This window comes from Caulobacter sp. 602-1, from assembly GCF_003931565.1.
Lineage (GTDB): Bacteria > Pseudomonadota > Alphaproteobacteria > Caulobacterales > Caulobacteraceae > Caulobacter.
Map to the genome: position 1 here is coordinate 433,378 of NZ_RRYI01000004.1, position 16,760 is coordinate 450,137.

A 16,760-nucleotide genomic window follows, 5' to 3' on the forward strand; every position below is an offset into this window, starting at 1 on the left:
TCGGCGCCGGTCAGTCGATCCGGAGGCTCTGTTCCATCGCGTAGCACTGGTCCCAGATGTAGACGTCGTACCCGGCCAGACGGGACTGCCACTTGGGCGTCACGGCGTCGACGCACTGGACCACCACGCGGTCGATGTAGTTGTCGAACACCGCCCAGGGGTTGGCCTTGTCGTTGTCGGCCATCTCGCCGCCCAGCGCGGTGGTCTTAAGCGCCGTCGCGGCCGCCGCCTTCACGTCGTTCATGAACTCCAGCTGGGCGCGGACGTCGTCGTGCGTTCCCACACGGTTGACGTGGCCGCCGACCAGCGTCTCGAACGGTACGCGATCGATCTCGGCGACCTGGGCGAAGTAGCCGGGGACATCCTTGGCCAGGGCCCATCGCCGCCACGGCATCCAGCCCGGGAACACGACGTCGATGATCATCAAGGTCTTCTGGCGGGGGGCGTAGATGAAGATGTTGCCAGGCTCGTGAGCGACCCCCGGATAGCTCAGCTCAAGCGTCTGGCTACCGACCTTCAGGACGTAACGATCCTTGAACACCACCGTCGGGAGAGGGCGCTTGGGGTCATTGGCCCGCGCCAGGAGACGGCGGGTCTCCTCGTGGGCGATGATCGTCGGATGGCCGCCCAGGTCGGTCACGCCGCCGATGTGGTCGGTGTGCGCGTGGCTGTAGACGACGTGGGTGATCGGCCGGTCGGTGACCTCGGCGATGGCCTGGCGGATCTTGGCCGAGTAACCGGGCGGCGCGTCGATCACCACGACGCCGGTCTCGTAGACCATGAACATCGACTGATAGGCGTTGTCGGTGACCATGTAGAGGCCCGTTCCCAGGTCCTGGATGCGGTAGCCCTTGGCCGGGTCGACGGGCGGGGCGGCGGGGCCGGGGACCGGAAGGTAGTGGTCGACTCGAACGCCGATCGGGGCGAGCGCCGGCATGCCCTTGTACGGAACGCCGGCCTGGCCGGGTTGGGCCACAACCTCAGCCCGGACCGGCGCCGGCGCGGCGAAGGGCAGGGCCGCGATCGTCGCCGCGCCCAGCACGGCCAGAACGCTGTCGCGGGCCCGCGTTTTCGCCCGGTTTTGCTCTTGCGTCATAAGGGTGCTCCGTCGGTTCAGGCCGGGCGTCGGCCCGGTTTCTGAAACCTGGGCCGGCGGAGCGCGGATCGGTATTGGACCTTGGTGTCGCCGACACCTTCGTCTTGCTCGCCGCTTCCGCCAGAGCGACGCGCGGGCGGTCGGCCGCGAAATGACCAACGTCATGCGCGCGCCAGCAGGCCTTCAAACAATGGCTTGGGGGCTTGGGGCCTAGGACGGGCGCCGGGCCAGCTCGAGTTCGCGCTCGAGGGCGGCCATCAGCGCCGCAGCCGGCAGGGCGCGCGCTAGCGGGGCGCCCTGGCCGGCCCATTGCGCACCGTATCGGCCGTCGCCCCGAGCCCGCGCGGCCGCCGCCAGCGCTTTGCCGGCGTCGTAGGCGATCGGATAGTCGGGGCGCGGCGTCGCCTGGAGGGTTTCCGAAAGCGCCGTGAAGGCGTTGGGCAGGCACCGGGCCGGACGCCCCGAGATCAGGTCGGTCATTTCGGTCGCGACGGCCCCGGGGCCCATCAAGGCGTCCCGGTGATAGCTGTCGGCGCTGGACTCCGGGCAGGCCACGAATGCGGTTCCGAGCTGAGCGGCCTGTGCCCCAAGAGCCAGGACGCCGGCCACGGCGGCTCCGTCCATGAGCCCCCCAGCGGCGATGATCGGGACCGGAACCTGCTTGACCAGCAACCGCGTCAGGACTGCCACGCCCAGCCGCCCATCCGGCGCGCCGGGCTCGAAGACGCCCCGATGGCCGCCCGCTTCCCATCCCTGGGCGACAACGGCGTCGACGCCGGCGGCGACCGACGCCTGGGCCTCGGCCAGTGATGTGGCGGTGGCGAGCAGGAGAGCGCCGGTCGATTTCAGACGCGCGATCGCCGCCGCGGGCGGCAGGCCGAAATGGAAGCTGACCACCGGTGGCCGGGTTTCCTCGAGCATGGCCAGCATCTCCGCATCGGCGGCGAAGCTCGTGTAGATCTCGCTGATGGCGGCTGGTGGGGCGGCGCCGAAGCTTGCGAAGGTGGGCGCAAGCGCCGCCAGCCAGCCCGCGTTCAGGGTCGGATCGCTCCGCGCCGGTCGATGGCAGAAGAGATTGACATTGAACGGGCCGTTCGTGCCGCGGCGCACCGCCGCGATCATCTCGCGGCCCGCCGCCGCATCGACCGCGCCGAGCGCGATGGAGCCAAGGCCGCCGGCCTCGGTGACCGCCGCGGCCAGTTGCGGCGTCGACGTGCCCGCCATCGGCGCCTGGATGATCGGCAGCCTGACGCCGAGCCGCGAGAGGAGCCCGCTCATGCGCCCGCCTCCGCCGGAATACGTAGGCACGCTAAGCAGCCGGGCTCTCCGGTGCGCCATTCCACCGTTCCCCCCAACTCGCCGGCCAGGGCCTGGACCAGGGCCGTGCCCCGGCCGGGCGCGCGACGCGCGGGGACGGCGCCGTCGTCGTTGACCAGGCAGATCACGTCGCCGCAGGACCGCATGACCTGCACCCAAATGACGCCGCCGCGCCCCTGGAGGCCATGGCGCGCGGCGTTGCGGATCAGTTCCACCGCGGCCAGGCCGAGCCTCCAGGCGCGGTCGGAGGCAATCCAGATCTCGTCGGCCTCAAGCACCAGCCCGACACGACGCTGGGCCAGCGTCGCGCGGGAGAACGCCGCGCATACCGTGCCGATATAATCGGCGAGATTGACCTGGGCGTTCCTGGGCGGCAGCAGCGCCCGGTGGCTTTCGGCGTGAGCCTGGAGGCGTTCGGCGGCCCGGCGAAGGGCTTGCCGCAGCTCGCCGCCCACAGGCCCCGTCGCCGCCAGCGAAAGCCCGCAGATCGCCTCGGCGTACTCGTTCACGACCCGGTGGCTGATCTCCTCAACCAGGTGCAATGGCAGGCTCGCGCGACCGTCGGAAGCCAGTTGGAATTCCCGTGACATGCCCGATCTCCCGATGCCCGCCGGCGTCATCCGCGCCGCGGCGATGGTTCCGATCAGAGCGCCAATCGCGGTAGCCGGCCATTGAACCTAGGTATCGCCGAGACTTTCGTATCGTGTGCGTCCGGTGCGCAGTCCCAGCCGCTCGCTCATCCGCACCAGGTCGGCCAGCGAGCGGGCCTGCATCTTCTCCATCACCCGGCCTCGGTGAGCCTTCACGGTGATCTCGCTGATACCGAGCTCGCCGCCCACCTGCTTGTTGAGCAGTCCCGATGCGACGAGATCCATGACCTCGCACTCTCGGCGACTGAGCGAGGCGCGCCGCTCTCGCAGGCTTTGCAGCGCCGCCCGCTCGTCAACGGCGCCAGCGCTGCGCTCCAAGGCTGCGCTGATGGCGCTGAGCAGCACCTCATCGCCGAACGGCTTGGTGAGGAATTCGGCGGCGCCGGCCTTCATCGCCCGGACGCTCGTGGGAACGTCCCCGTAGCCGGTGATGAAGATGATCGGCATTTCGGCGCGCTCGTCGGCGATCCTGGCCTGGAGGTCCAGGCCGTTCAGGTCGGGCAGGCTGACATCGAGCACCAGACAGCTCGGGCCGGGCGGAGGGCGGCTTTCCAGAAAGTCGGTGGCCGACGCAAAGGTGCGGGCCTCCCAGCCGCAGACCTGGATCAAGGCTTCCAGCGACTCCCGGATGGAGATGTCGTCGTCGACCACCATGACCGTCGCCGCAGGCGGCGCGGTGGTCTTCTTCGGGGCGGTTGAAGGCGCATATTGCATGGGAAGGTCCCTTACTCTTTGCCAAGCGCAGCGTTGACGGCGTCGATGATCAGGGTCTCATCGAAGGGTTTGAGCAGAAAGGCGGTGGCGCCGCGGCGCATGGCGTCGACCTCGACGCGGTCGTCCGACTGGGCGGTGATGAAGACGATGCCGACCTTGATTTGTCGGCGGGCGAGTTCGCGTTGCAACTCAGGGCCCGTCATGCCGGGCATGGCGACGTCAAGCACCAGGCAGCCCGTGCCCTCCAAGGCGTCCGACGCCAGGAAAGCCTCCGCGGAGTCGAACGCCCGCGTGTCAAAACCAAAGGACCGCAGCAGTTCTGGCAGGGCCTCACGCACCGACTCGTCGTCGTCGACTACTGAGACGAGGCTTGGGTTGGTCATTACGCGTGCCCTGTGCGAAGGCCTGCGCTCGGCGGATCGCAGGGGATTGAGAACGAGAAGGTGGCGCCCGAACCATCGGGGTTGGGCGACGCCGTGAGCCGGCCGCCGTGGGCCTCGACGATGGACCGGCTGATGGAGAGGCCAATGCCCATGCCCTCGGGCTTGGTCGTATGGAAGGCGTCGAAGAGCTGGTCGATGTTGTCGGTTTCGATTCCCGCGCCCACGTCCTGCATCTCGAGCACCAGTTGGCCGTCCGAACGTCGCGAGGCGATATGCAACTCGCGCGGACGGTCATCCACCGCCTCCATGGCGTCGACGGCGTTGAGGAGAAGGTTCAAGATCACCTGCTGCATCTGAATTCTGTCGGCCTGCACCAGCGGCAGCCCCTCGTCGAAATCGGTGCGCACGAGCACGCGTCGGCGCTGAAGTTCGCTCGCCGAAAGGGCCAGCACCTCGCGCGCGGCTTCTTGCAGGTCCACTGGCTCGAAGCTGGGCGGTCGCCGGACGAACATGGCGCGCAGGCGCTTGATGACCTCGGAGGCGCGCTGACCATCTCGGATCGTGCGCTGGATCGCGGCGCGGGCGCCGTCGAGGTTGGGGGGGACCTGCGCCAGCATTCGACCCGAGGTGCTGCCATTCGCCAGGATCCCGGCCAGCGGCTGGCTGACCTCGTGAGCGATCGAAGCGGTCAGGGTGCTGAGCGCGGCGGCTCGGGACATGTGAGCCAGTTCGGCGCGCGCCCGGTTCAGATCGTCCTCGGCCAGCTTGCGGGCGGTGATGTCCTGCAGCGCGCCCATGAACACCGGGTGGTCGGGGACCTGGTCGATGCGATGGCCCATGACGTGGGCGTAGCGCAGGTCGCCGCTCGCCTGGACGATACGGAAGACGAGCTCGAAATTCTCGCCGTTCGACGCCTCGCCGATCAGCGCCTGAACATCGGCTATGTCCTCGGGATGAATGGCGGCCAACATCATGCCCACCGAGACCCTGCTCCCCGGTTCGAAGCCGAACACCTGATAGATGACGTCGGACCAATGATGGTCGTCCGCCAGCACGTCCCAGGTGAAACTACCGGTGTTGCTGAGGCGTTGGGCGGCTGTCAGGTGCGCGTTGGCGCGGACGAGCTCGGCTTGGCTGGCGCGCAGCGTCTCCTCGGCAAGCTTGTCCTCGGTGACATCCTGGCTGCTCCCAAAGAAGACAAGATGATCCTCGATGTCGGGAACCCGCACGGCCACCGTGCGCAGATACTTGAGGGCGCCGCTACGGGTGACGATACGGTAGGAGACTTCGAAGTCCTCGCCCTCCTGTGTCGCCGCGCCGAGCGTCTCTAGGGCGCGGTCGCGGTCGTCGGGGTGAATCGCTGCGGCGACCATCTCCATCGTCGGCGGCGTCTGGGGATCGAACTCCCAGATCCGGTAGTTTTCCTCGGACCAGTCCTGGACGCCAGTGGCGGTGTCCAGCGTGAAGCTGCCGATCCGGCTGAGGGTCTGGGCGGCGGCGAGATAACGGTTCACCCGCGTCAGCTCGGCCTTGCGCGCCCTCAACGCTTCCTCGGCTCGCCGGCTGGCCGTCATGTCCTGGGTCGCGCCGACATAGACGAGCTTGTCGGTGATGTCGGTCAGGCGCTGGTTGACGGTATGCAGGTGCTTGATCGCTCCGCTCGGCGTGATGATGCGATAGGAGACTTCGTAGTCCGCTCCGGCGGCGACCGCCGGCCCCATGATCCTCTCGACGCCCGACACATCGTCGGGATGCAGGCGGGTTGACTTGAGAGTCGAGACCGTGCGGTCGTCCCCCGGATGCATCTCCCAGATCCGGAAGAGCTCCTCGGACCAGTCCTGTTCATCGGTCTCCACGACCCATGTGAAACTGCCCGTCTTGCTGAGGCGCTGGGCGCCGGCGAGATAGCGGTTGGCGCGCCGCAAATCGGCCTCGCTCGCCTTGAGGGCCTCTTCGGAGAACTTGCTCTCGGTCACATCCTGGATGGAGCCCATGAACATGGGAGATGCGCCGGCCTCGACGTGCTTGGCGACAGCGTGGAGGTACTTCAGGGCCCCCTTGGGCGTGGTGAGGCGGAAGATGACATCGAAGTCGACGCCCGTGTTCAGGGTCGCGCCAAGACCGGCGTTGAACGCCTCCAGATCGTCCGGATGGATCAGGGATCGAAGCGCGCCAAGCGAGACCGCCGCGCCCGGCTCGAACTCGAGGATACGATAGAGCTCATCGGACCAGACGTGGGTGTCGGCGGCCAGGTCCGTCGTGAAGCTTCCCGTGTGGGTGAGTTCCTGGGCCTGAGCCAGATGGTCATGGGCGCGGCGCAGCCGCGCGGCGTGCGCCTTCACGGCCTCGTCGGCCCGGGCGCGTTCGATCGCCACGCCGACAATCCGGGCGAACCGGTCGATCAACTCCTCTTCCTGGTCGGTCGGGCCCTTGGGCGCGCGCTTGTAGATGGCGAAGATCCCCAGCACCTCGCCATGGCTGCCCAGTATCGGGGCCGACCAGCAGGAGGCCAAGCCAAACCCGGTGACGAGACCGGGCCAGGCCGACGCGCTCCAGCGCGGATCACGAGGCGGATCGGCGGCGATGATCGTCGATCGGGTTTCCACCGCCAGTGAGCAGGGGCCGTAGTGGGGATCGACCCGCAGGCCATCGAGGGCGGCGTTGTAGGCTTCGGGAAGCTTGGGACCGGCGGCGACCCGGAACCGACGCCGCCCGTCATCGCCATCTTCCTCGACGAACAGGATGCTGCAGAGGGAGTCGGGGCTGAGGCCCTCGACCTCGGCGCACAGCGTTTCGAAGATGCTGGGCAGATCCACGCCGCGCGCCACGAGTTCGAGCAGGCGCTTTTCGGCCGCAAGCTGCGCCTCGGCGCGAGTCCGATCCTCGATGTCGGTGTTGACGCCGCACCAGCCCGTGAGCGTCCCGCCCGTGTCATAGAGCGGCCGGGTCTGCAGGCTCAAACGCCGATAGACGCCGTCGGCGCGCCGGATCCGGGCCACGATGTTGATCTCTCGCGGCCTTGCCTCCGCCTGCGCCGCGGCCCAGGTGCTCAACGCGCCGGGGACGTCCTCGGGGTGGAACAAGGAAATCCACCCTTGATCGGCCAGCGCCTCAAGTCCGACCCCGGTGAAGTCACGCCAGCGTTCGTTGACGAAGTCGCACGCGCCATCCGGCGTGGCGGTCCAGACCATCCCGGGGAGCGCGTCCAGCAGTCGGCGAAGGTCGGTGTCCATTCTTGGCTTTCATGGCCCGCCAGTCGGTGACGATGCGGACCAACGCGACCCGCCGTCCATTGTACTTTGGTCTTGGTTGGAGGTGACGTCCACGGTCGAATGCTCAGAAGCGTGCGGCCAGTGTCACGCCATAGGTCGCGGGTTGGCCGACAAAACGGGCGACCGCGTTGGCGTTCAGGAAGACGTTCGTCCAGTAGTATTCGTTGGTGACGTTGCGCCCCCAGGCCCAGGCGCGCAGGCGGCCGTCGGCCCGCTCGATCCCGACGCGCAGGTCAAGCAGCGCGTAGGCGGCGATGCGGAAGCTTTCGGGGGCGCCCACCCCGGCGTAGGTGGCGCTGCGGTAGGTCAGCGAGCCGCCGGCGAAGCCGCGCAACTGGTCGTTCAGCGGGAAGGCGTAATCGACATTGGCCACCGCCTGCCACGGGGGAGAGAAGGGGAATGGCGTGCCGGACTGGTCGCCAAAGACCGCAGTGGCGTCGAAGCCCTCGAACCGGTCGATGCGGGTGTGGCCGTAGGTGAGGGCGGCGTCCAGCACCAAGCCCTCGGTCGGGCGCGCGACCAGCTGGGCCTCCGCCCCCAGCACATGTGACCTTGGGATCGAGACCAGCGCCTCGAGGGGGCCGAACGCCACGTCCTGGACCGCGCCGCGCAACTGCTTGTCGCGATAGTCGTAGTAGTAAGCCGCGCCGTTGAGCTGGACGCGTCGGTCGAGGAGGCTTGCCTTGACGCCGGCCTCGTAGGCGATGACCGACTCCTGCGGGATCGGGGCATATTGCGGAACGGCCGAGACCGAAGCCACGGGAACCGTGCCCGCCTTGAGGCCTTTGCTGACATTGGCGTAGGCGAGCAAACCGGGTCGAACGTTCCAGTTGAGCCCTGCGCGCCAGGACAGGCTGTCCTGGTCAAGGTCACTGTGGACGTTCTCGACGGGGCGCAAGCCGTTTGCTGGGTCGAGGACGATGCAGTCACCAACGCGCGTGGGCGGCGCGGCACCGCCACGGAAGAAGTTCCAGAAGCGGGCGAAGTGGTCGGTCACCGCCAGCACGCAGCTGTCGAAGCTGCGCCGGTCGCTGTTGTAGCGCAGCGCTCCTTCCACCATCAGCGTGTCGGTAAGCCCATACTCGAGGCGACCAAACACGGCGGCGGTGTCGACACGGACGCGGCTGGTCATCTGGTTGAGGTCAGCATAGGCCAGCGGATCGAGAGCCTCGAACATGTGCGACAGGTCGACGTCGCGGAAGATCTGCCGCGGCTGGTCCTTGACCTTGTCATGAGCGTAGTTGCCGCCAACCAGCCAGGTCAGCCGCCGCTTGTGTCCCGATAGCCGAAGCTCTTGGAAATAGGAGGCGATCACGCCGTCCTCGTCGATGACCTCGTTCAGATTGAACGGCGTGCCGTTCGGATCCTGACCGTAGGCTAGGTCCAGGGACGTGAACGCTGTCAGCGACGTGAGGGTGAGCTCGCTCCGCAGCCGGTAGTCCGTGCGCCAGAGCGCCTGGAAGAAGCTGGTGTCGCTGGCGTACGGAAACGGCTGATCCGCGCCGACGGCCCTTGCGCTCCAATCCGCCGCGCGCGGCTTGGCGACGACGGGAAAGGCGAGCAGTCCAGGGATGACCAGCGCCGGCACGATCGGCGCGGCGGCATGGAACTGACCCGCCAGGCTGTCGGACCCGTCATGCGTCAGCGTCGCGGTCAGGCGGCTGGTGAGCGCGTCCGTCGGCCGCCATTCCACGGTCGCCCGGCCTTGCAACTCGCGAACCCGGCCGAGGCGGTCTCCTGGTCGGCTGATGCTCTTTTGCCAACCCTCGCCCCAGCGGCCTTGCACGGCGATCCGGCCCGTCAGGGTGTCGGAGATCGGGCCCGCGACGTAGCCGCTCAGGCGGGCGCGGTTGAAGCGGCCATAGGTCGCCTCCGCCCCCGCCTCGAAGACCTCGCCAGGCTTTCCGGCGATGTAGTTGACCGCGCCGCCCGTGGCGTTCTGGCCAAAGAGTGTGCCTTGTGGTCCCTTGAGTACTTCCACCCTCGCCAGGTCGAAGGCGACGAGCTTGCTCATCGCGGGGTAGGGGAGGGGCGCTTCGTCGAGATAGATGGACACCGCCGGCGGCGTGGCCAGGTCGCTGTTGAAAAAGCCAACACCACGCAGGGTGATCGAGGTCGAGGCGAAGTTGCTCTCCTGGAGGGTCAAGCCCGGCACGAGGCGCGGCAGGTCTGAGACGGCGTCGATCCCTCGGAGGCGGAGGGTCTCGCCCGAGGCGGCGGTGATGGCCATGCTCACGCTGTCAGCCGTCTGCTGGCGCTTCTGCGCCGTGACGATGACCGGCTCGATCGATGGCCCGCCGTCGTCGTCCGCCAGCGCTGGTCCCGCGGCGAGACCAACCACCATCGCAAGGCCCAAAGCCCGCCAACCTCGGTGCATGCCACTCTCCCCAAAGCGCGCGCGAGCATCGCGTGGGGCGGCGGGGGCGTCGATTGCACCAAGGTATCGGCGACACCAAGGTCCAATCGACTTGCCGCGCGCATCGTCGATGGTGGCCAGGCCGGATCGTCCGGCCAAGGGAGCTACACATGATCCGCAAGGCGCAGGCGGTTTGGCGAGGTTCGGGCCGCGATGGCGAAGGCGTCCTCTCGACCGGCTCGAGGGCGTTGCACGACACCCCCTATTCATTCAGGACCCGGTTCGAGGCTCAGCCTGGCACGAACCCCGAGGAACTCATCGCGGCCGCCCACGCCGGCTGTTTCACCATGGCCCTGGCCTTCGCCTTGCAAGCGGCGGACCTGACGCCCACCGAACTGAACACCGAAGCGGCGGTTTCGCTGGAGCGGGACGGAGAGGGCTTCACGATCACCCGCTCGGCGCTGAGCGTGCGCGCCTCGGTTCCGGGGATAGACGGCGAGCACTTCGAGCGTATCGCGCGCGAGGCCGAAAAGAGCTGCCCCGTCTCCAAGGCGCTGAACGCCGAGATCACGCTCTCTGTCAGTCTGGTTTGAAGGGTTGGTCACGCGGGCGATCGTCGCTGGTCAGGCCGGCGACGGTCGTTGCCATTTCTGACCCTGTCTTGTCCTTCACATACCAAGGTATCGCCAATACCAACGTCTGATGGAGCGCCTGCAAAGTCTCAATACATGCTGTCTTCGAAATTGAAGTTCTCGAAGAACTCCAGACAAAGTCGAGGAGAGCAGCCATGAAATCCGAACTCTATCCGTCCACCCGCCGGCACTTCCTCGCCGCGTCGGCGACCGTCGCCGGGGCGATCGGCCTTGCCGGTTCGGCGGCCGCCGAGATCGCCGGGCTCTCGGCCGAGCCGGCGGGCGGCGTCGGCGTCCGGCCCTACAAGATCCAGATCCCCCAAGCCGCGCTCGACGACACCAAGCGCCGGATCCTGGCGACCCGGTGGCCGGAGAAGGAGACCGTCGGGGACGACAGCCAGGGCGTGCAACTGGCCACCATGCGGGCTTTGGCCGACTACTGGGCCAATCGCTACGACTGGCGTAGCTGCGAGGCCTATCTGAACAATCTTCCCAATTTCGTGACGGAGATCGACGGCCTCGACATCCATTTCCTGCACATCAGGTCCAAGCACGCGGACGCCCTGCCGATCATCGTCACGCACGGCTGGCCCGGCTCCATCATCGAGCAGTTGAAGATCATCGGTCCGTTGACCGACCCGACGGCGCATGGCGGTTCGGCTTCGGACGCGTTCCACATCGTGATCCCGTCACTGCCAGGCCATGGCTTTTCGGCCAAGCCGACAACGCCGGGATGGGATCCGATCCGGATCGCCCGGGCCTGGGTCGTGCTGATGCAGCGCCTTGGCTACACCCGCTACGTCGCCCAGGGCGGGGACTGGGGCAACGCCGTCACCGAGCAGATGGCCTTGCTCAAGCCCAAGGGCCTGATCGGCATTCACACCAACATGCCCGCCACCGTGCCCGCCGATGTGGCCAGGGCCTTGCAGTATGGCGAGCCCGCCCCGGCCGGCCTGACCCCCGACGAGCGCCGCGCCTTCGACCAGCTCGACACCTTCTACAAGCACGGCCTGGGCTACGCCAACGAGATGGCCAACCGGCCGCAGACGCTCTACGCCCTGGCCGACTCGCCCATCGGCCTGGCCGCCTGGATGTTGGACCACGACGCCAAGAGCCAGCAGCTGATCGCGCGGGTGTTCGCCGGCCAACAGGAAGGCCTCTCGCAGGAAGACGTCGTCGACAACGTCGCGCTCTACTGGCTGACCAATACGGCCGTTTCGTCCGCGCGACTCTACTGGGAAAGCAAGCTCGCCTTCTTCGCGCCGAAGGGCGTGACGATCCCAGTGGCGGTCAGCGCCTTCGCCGACGAGCTTTACCAGGCCCCCGAGAGCTGGGCGCGCAAGGCCTATCCCAACCTCGTCTTCTACAAGCGGCACGACCAGGGCGGGCACTTCGCCGCCTGGGAGCAGCCACAGCGGCTGACCGAGGATCTCCGGGCCGCCTTCCGGCCGCTGCGGCGCGCTTAAGCCGCGGCCGGCGGGGCGGATCGGCGTCCTCCCCCCAAAGTCCGATCCGCCCCGAAACTTAACTCGTCGCCAGAGGATGCGCGATGCCTGCTGTTTCCCGCCCGTCAACCGTCTCGCCGACCCGCAGAGGCGCCGCCCTCGGACTGATGGCCGCGCCGGCCGCCGGTGCGTTGCTGGCCACCTGCGGCGTCAGCCAGGCCCAGTCACTCAAGGCGCTGTCCCCCGGCATGGCCTGGCTCAACACCGAGCCTCTGCTCGCCGGCGACCTGGCGGGCAAGGTCGTTCTGGTCAACTTCTGGACCTACACCTGCATCAACAGCCTACGGCCGCTACCCTACCTACGCGCTTGGGCGGACCGGTACGCTGATCGCGGACTGGTCGTGCTTGGCGTCCACACTCCCGAATTCAGCTTCGAACGCGAGCTGCCCCGGGTGCGGCGGGCGGTGGCTGAGCAGGGCGTGCGCTATCCGGTCGTGCTCGACAACGACTTCGCGATCTGGCGCTCGTTCGACAACACAGCCTGGCCGGCATTCTATTTCATCGATGCGTCTGGGCGCATTCGGCACCGACGGCTGGGTGAGGAAGACTATGCTCGCTCAGAACGCGTCATTCAGGATCTGCTGGGCGAGGTCCGGGGGCAACGCGTTACGGAGCCGCTCTCACCTGTGGTCGGGGAGCGGGCTCAGGCGGCGCCCGACTGGGGCGACTTGGCCAGCCCCGAGACCTATACCGGCTACGCCAAGGCCGAGAACTTCGCGGGGCGGGGCGGCCTGCGCCGTGGGAGCGCGGCCGACTATGCGGCGCCCGGGCGCCTGGCGCTGAACGCCTGGGGCTTCTCGGGACGGTGGGATGTCCAGCCGGAATTCGCCGCCGTGGAACAGGCCGGCGGATCGATCGTCTTCCGCTTCCATGCTCGCGATCTGCATCTGGTGATGAGCCCGGGGGCGGATGAGCGCGCCACGCGCTTTCGCGTGCGGATCGACGGCGCCGAGCCTGGCGCGGACCACGGCGTCGACATCGACGCCGCCGGCTGGGGCGAGCTTGGCGAGGCCCGAATGCACCAGCTGATCCGTCAGGCCGGAGTGGTCCGCGATCGAACCTTCGAAATCGAGTTCCAGGACGCGGGACCACGCGCCTACTGCTTCACCTTCGGCTAGCGGAGCAACCGGATGTCCCAGACGATTGATCCCGTTCGCCGCACCCTCCTGGGCGCCGCCGTGGTCTCGGCGGCGACGGCGAGCCTGCCCCCCACCAGCCTGGCCGCGTCGCCATCGAATCTTGGCTCCCCGGTCGCGCCTCTTCCATCGCTCAAGCGGGTCAGGACAGCCGATCTGGAGATCGCCTACGCCGAATGGGGGCCGCCCAATGGCTCGCCGGTCATCTTGCTGCACGGCTGGCCCTATGACGTCCACGCCTTCGCCGAGGTCGCGCCCCGGCTCGCCGCCGATGGACTCCGTGTCATCGCGCCGTACCTGAGAGGCTTCGGTGCGACCCGCTTTGTCTCCGCCGACGCCCTCCGCAACGGGCAGCCCTCGGCAGTCGCCCTGGACACCGTGGCTATGATGGACGCGCTGGGTGTCGAGCGCGCCGTTCTCGCCGGCTTCGACTGGGGCGCGCGGAGCGCCGACATCATCGCCGCGCTGTGGCCACAGCGCTGCCGGGGCCTGGTGTCGGTCAGCGGCTATCTGATCGGCGGGCAGGCGGCCGGAGCGCGGCCACTGCCGCCCGAGGCGGAGCTGCAGTGGTGGTACCAATTCTACTTCGCGACCGAGCGCGGTCGCGCCGGCTATGACGCCAATCGCCGGGCCTTCGCCCGACTGATCTGGCGGCTGGCCTCGCCGAAATGGACCTTCGACGACGCCACGTTCGAGCGCTCGGCGGCCGCTTTGGACAATCCCGATCACGTCGCCGTTGTGATCCACAACTATCGCTGGCGGCTGGGCCTGGCGGAGGGCGAGGGGCGCTACGAGCCGCTGGAACAACGCCTGGCGCGCGCCCCAACGATCGGCGTCCCGACCATCACCCTGGAGGGCGACGCCAATGGCGCCCCGCATCCGGAGCCCGCGACCTACGCGGCAAAGTTCACCGGACCCTACGCCCACCGAACCGTCGAAGGCGGCGTCGGCCATAACCTGCCTCAGGAGGCGCCCGAGGCCTTCGCTCTGGCGATCCTCGACACCGCCCGCGGCTGATTTCAGAAGGATTGGACCCATGGAAGACAATGTCATCGTCGACTCCAGCTTCACGGCCGTGATCAACGCGCCGATCGGGGCTATCGACATCCCGGCGTGGTGCTTCAGCCTGCCGGACAAGGAATACCAAGGGTGCTCGCCTGCCCACGTCGCGGCCGGCGCGACCACGGCGCCGGACGGCCGGAGGATGTCGATCAACGTCGAGGTGATCGGCGGCACGCCGATGGTCCAGCACTACGTCGAGAAGCACGCAGAGCCGCACCACCTGGTTCTGGAGTCCGTCTCGGACCTCTTCACCGCCGCGGGACGCACGACCATGGTGGTGATGTGGGAACTGAGCGTGGCGCCGCTCGACGATGGTCGCTGCGAGTTCACCAATCACGTGCGGACCTGGGCCACTGAAGAGTTCACGGCCTATCTCGACCGGCAGGGCATCCCGTTCGACGTCTTCCGGGCTCAGCGTCAGCCGTTCAGCCGCGCCCACAACGCCGGAGAGACACCGCTCTTCGCCGCCAGCCTGGAGCGCTACGCCCTGCGCCAGGCCGCGAAAGGTTGAACCATGACCTACGATCCCAAGACCACCGCCGTTCTGCTCGTCGACCCCTACAACGACTTCCTGAGCGAGGGCGGCAAGACCTGGCCGCGCCTCAGGGCGATCGCCGAGGAGGTGAGCCTGCTTGACCACCTGCGCACGGTCGTCGCCGAAGCCCGGGCGGCCGGGCTGCAGATCGTCTTTGTGCCGCACCACCGATGGGAGCCAGGCGACTACGAGGACTGGCGCCACGCCACACCCTACCAGCGGGCCGGCGCACAGCGCCAGATTTTCGCCCGCGGCTCGTGGGGCGGCGCGTTCCACGACGACTTCCAGCCGCGGGAGGGCGATATCGTCGCCAAGGAGCACTGGGGCTCCAGCGGCTTTGCCAATACCGATCTGGATCTGAGACTCCGACAAGCGGGCATCCAGAGCCTGATCCTGGTCGGACTGATCGCCAACACCTGTATCGAAGCCACCGGCCGCTTCGCCATGGAGCTAGGCTACGACGTCACCCTGGTGCGTGACGCGACGGCCGCCTTCAGCGCCGAGGCGATGCATGCCGCCCACGAGATCAATGGTCCGACCTACACCCGCGAAATCCTCACGACCGCAGTCCTGGTGGGCCGGTTGCGGGAGATCCCGCGATGAGCGCCGAGCGTCACCTGACGGTCGATCGATCTCAGCCGGGTGTCTGGCGGATCACGTTCGACAATCCGCCGATCAACATGCTGGCGCCCGAGGGCATCATCGCGTTGCAGAGGGTGGTCACCGAGATCGAGGCCGATCCCCAGGCCAAGGTCATGATCTTCCAATCCGCGGATCCGGACTTCTTCATCGCCCACTTCGACACGGCCCGAGCCGCCGATCTCCCGCGGACAGCCGGACCCAGTGGCCATTCGCCTTGGATCGACGTCGTCGTCCGAATGGCCCGTTCGCCGGTCGTGAGCATCGCCAAGATCCGCGGCCGCACGCGCGGTGTTGGAAGCGAGTTCGTGCTCGCCTGCGACATGCGCTTCGCCAGCCGCCAGAGCGCGATCCTTGGCAATCCGGAAGTAGGCGTTGGCCTCCCACCCGGAGGCGGGGCGCTGGAATGGCTGCCGCGCCTGGCCGGTCGATCGCGGGCGCTTGAAATCGTGCTGAGCGGCGACGACTTCGACGCTGACCTGGCCGAGCGCTACGGCTGGATAAACCGCGCCCTCGACGACGATGCGCTCGACGAGTTCGTGGACGCGCTGGCCGGACGACTGGCCACGTTCGACCGTCAGACGCTCGGTGACCTCAAGGCGCAGGTCAACCGCGTGGGCGTACCGACGGGCGACGAACTGGAGTCCAGCAACCGGATGTTCTTCGACGCCCTGCGCCACCCCGACACGCAGGCCCGGCGCGCCCGGCTCGGCAGGTTCGACTACGGCCGACGCAGCGACTTCGAGCTGAACTTCGGTCGCTATCTCCGCGGGCTTGCTCCGGACTGAGCGCGCGGCCGCAGGCTGAACAAGAGGAGGCGAGAATGTCTGACTACAAGCTCGAGGTGGTCGTCGTACCGGTGTCGGACGTCGACCGCGCGGCAGCGTTCTATCGCCGCCTGGGCTGGCGCGTGGACGCCGACATCACGACCGACGCGGGCGGTCGGATCCTGCAGTTCACGCCGCCAGGCTCGCCCGCCTCCATCCTGATCGGCACGGGACTGACCCCGTCCGCGCCAGGCACGGCGCAGTTCCTGCATCTGATCGTCACCGACATCGAAGCCGCGCGGGCCGAACTGGTCAGCAAGGGCGTGCAGGCCAGCGCCGTCTTCCATGACGCGGCAGGGGGCTACAACCGCTTTGATCCGGCCGCCCGCGCCGAGGGACCAGACCCTCAGCGGCGAAGCTACGCCTCGTTCGTGACGTTCGACGATCCTGACGGCAACGGCTGGGTGTTGCAGGAAATCACGTCGCGTTTCCCGGGCCGCATCGACCCCGGCGTGACCAGCTTCAGCTCGGTCGCCGACTTGGCCGAGGCTCTGCGACGCGCGGCCGCCGCTCACGGCGAGCACGAGAAGCTCACCGGCGCGGCCGACCCCGCCTGGGCCGATTGGTACGCGGCCCATATGGCTGCCGCCCAGGCCGGCGGTTGAGACGTGGCCGGTCCCCCGAAGGTCGTGAGCT

At 68.0% G+C, this 16,760-nt stretch carries 15 protein-coding genes; 8 read left to right on the forward strand and 7 right to left on the reverse strand.

Features of this window, described 5'->3' with window-relative positions:
• Nucleotides 1–10 precede the first annotated feature (10 nt).
• From EIK80_RS14580 to EIK80_RS14610, 7 genes are all read right to left on the reverse strand, one after another.
• A complete protein-coding gene (locus EIK80_RS14580) occupies nt 11–1,096 on the reverse strand; it encodes an MBL fold metallo-hydrolase (protein ID WP_199743485.1) in 1,086 nt (361 codons plus the stop codon).
• 210 nt (nt 1,097–1,306) lie between these two features.
• Nucleotides 1,307–2,374 carry a nitronate monooxygenase family protein gene (locus EIK80_RS14585; protein WP_125157721.1) on the reverse strand — a complete coding sequence of 356 codons (1,068 nt, stop codon included), beginning with the start codon at nt 2,372–2,374 and terminating at the stop codon, nt 1,307–1,309.
• A complete protein-coding gene (locus EIK80_RS14590; protein WP_158624695.1) occupies nt 2,371–3,003 on the reverse strand; it encodes a sensor histidine kinase in 633 nt (210 codons plus the stop codon). The genes EIK80_RS14585 and EIK80_RS14590 overlap by 4 nt, the downstream gene beginning before the upstream one ends.
• A gap of 87 nt (nt 3,004–3,090) precedes the next feature.
• Complete coding sequence (locus tag EIK80_RS14595; RefSeq protein WP_125157723.1) at nt 3,091–3,777, reverse strand: response regulator transcription factor; 687 nt, start codon at nt 3,775–3,777, stop codon at nt 3,091–3,093.
• Nucleotides 3,778–3,788: 11 nt separating this feature from the next.
• Nucleotides 3,789–4,160, reverse strand: coding sequence for a response regulator (locus EIK80_RS14600; RefSeq protein ID WP_125157724.1), 372 nt, complete (start codon nt 4,158–4,160; stop codon nt 3,789–3,791).
• The gene (locus EIK80_RS14605; protein ID WP_125157725.1) at nt 4,160–7,393 is read right to left on the reverse strand and encodes a PAS domain-containing protein; all 3,234 of its coding nucleotides are present in this window, start codon (nt 7,391–7,393) and stop codon (nt 4,160–4,162) included. Before EIK80_RS14605 ends, EIK80_RS14600 begins: the two co-directional genes overlap by 1 nt.
• Before the next feature lie 103 nt (nt 7,394–7,496).
• Nucleotides 7,497–9,809 carry a TonB-dependent receptor gene (locus EIK80_RS14610; RefSeq protein ID WP_158624696.1) on the reverse strand — a complete coding sequence of 771 codons (2,313 nt, stop codon included), beginning with the start codon at nt 9,807–9,809 and terminating at the stop codon, nt 7,497–7,499.
• Nucleotides 9,810–9,958: 149 nt separating this feature from the next.
• Here EIK80_RS14610 and EIK80_RS14615 point away from each other — a divergent pair, with 149 nt between their 5' ends.
• The 8 genes from EIK80_RS14615 (at nt 9,959) to EIK80_RS14650 (ending at nt 16,729) form a co-directional block, all read left to right on the forward strand.
• On the forward strand, nt 9,959–10,381 hold the full coding sequence (locus EIK80_RS14615; RefSeq protein ID WP_125157727.1) for an OsmC family protein: 423 nt from the start codon (nt 9,959–9,961) through the stop codon (nt 10,379–10,381).
• A gap of 194 nt (nt 10,382–10,575) precedes the next feature.
• Entirely contained in the window at nt 10,576–11,886 is a 1,311-nt protein-coding gene (locus EIK80_RS14620; protein ID WP_125157728.1) for an epoxide hydrolase family protein, read from the forward strand.
• Between the two features lie 83 nt (nt 11,887–11,969).
• On the forward strand, nt 11,970–13,043 hold the full coding sequence (locus EIK80_RS14625; protein WP_125157729.1) for a redoxin family protein: 1,074 nt from the start codon (nt 11,970–11,972) through the stop codon (nt 13,041–13,043).
• A gap of 12 nt (nt 13,044–13,055) precedes the next feature.
• Nucleotides 13,056–14,078 carry an alpha/beta fold hydrolase gene (locus tag EIK80_RS14630; RefSeq protein ID WP_125157730.1) on the forward strand — a complete coding sequence of 341 codons (1,023 nt, stop codon included), beginning with the start codon at nt 13,056–13,058 and terminating at the stop codon, nt 14,076–14,078.
• A 19-nt stretch (nt 14,079–14,097) separates the two neighbouring features.
• Nucleotides 14,098–14,634, forward strand: a complete 537-nt coding sequence (locus EIK80_RS14635; protein WP_125157731.1) for a hypothetical protein — start codon at nt 14,098–14,100, stop codon at nt 14,632–14,634.
• 3 nt (nt 14,635–14,637) lie between these two features.
• Nucleotides 14,638–15,261 (forward strand): isochorismatase family cysteine hydrolase, encoded by a 624-nt coding sequence (locus EIK80_RS14640; RefSeq protein WP_125157732.1) that lies wholly within the window; start codon nt 14,638–14,640, stop codon nt 15,259–15,261.
• A complete protein-coding gene (locus tag EIK80_RS14645; protein ID WP_125157733.1) occupies nt 15,258–16,085 on the forward strand; it encodes an enoyl-CoA hydratase/isomerase family protein in 828 nt (275 codons plus the stop codon). The genes EIK80_RS14640 and EIK80_RS14645 overlap by 4 nt, the downstream gene beginning before the upstream one ends.
• A 35-nt stretch (nt 16,086–16,120) precedes the next feature.
• Nucleotides 16,121–16,729, forward strand: a complete 609-nt coding sequence (locus tag EIK80_RS14650) for a VOC family protein (protein WP_125157734.1) — start codon at nt 16,121–16,123, stop codon at nt 16,727–16,729.
• Nucleotides 16,730–16,760: the final 31 nt, after the last annotated feature.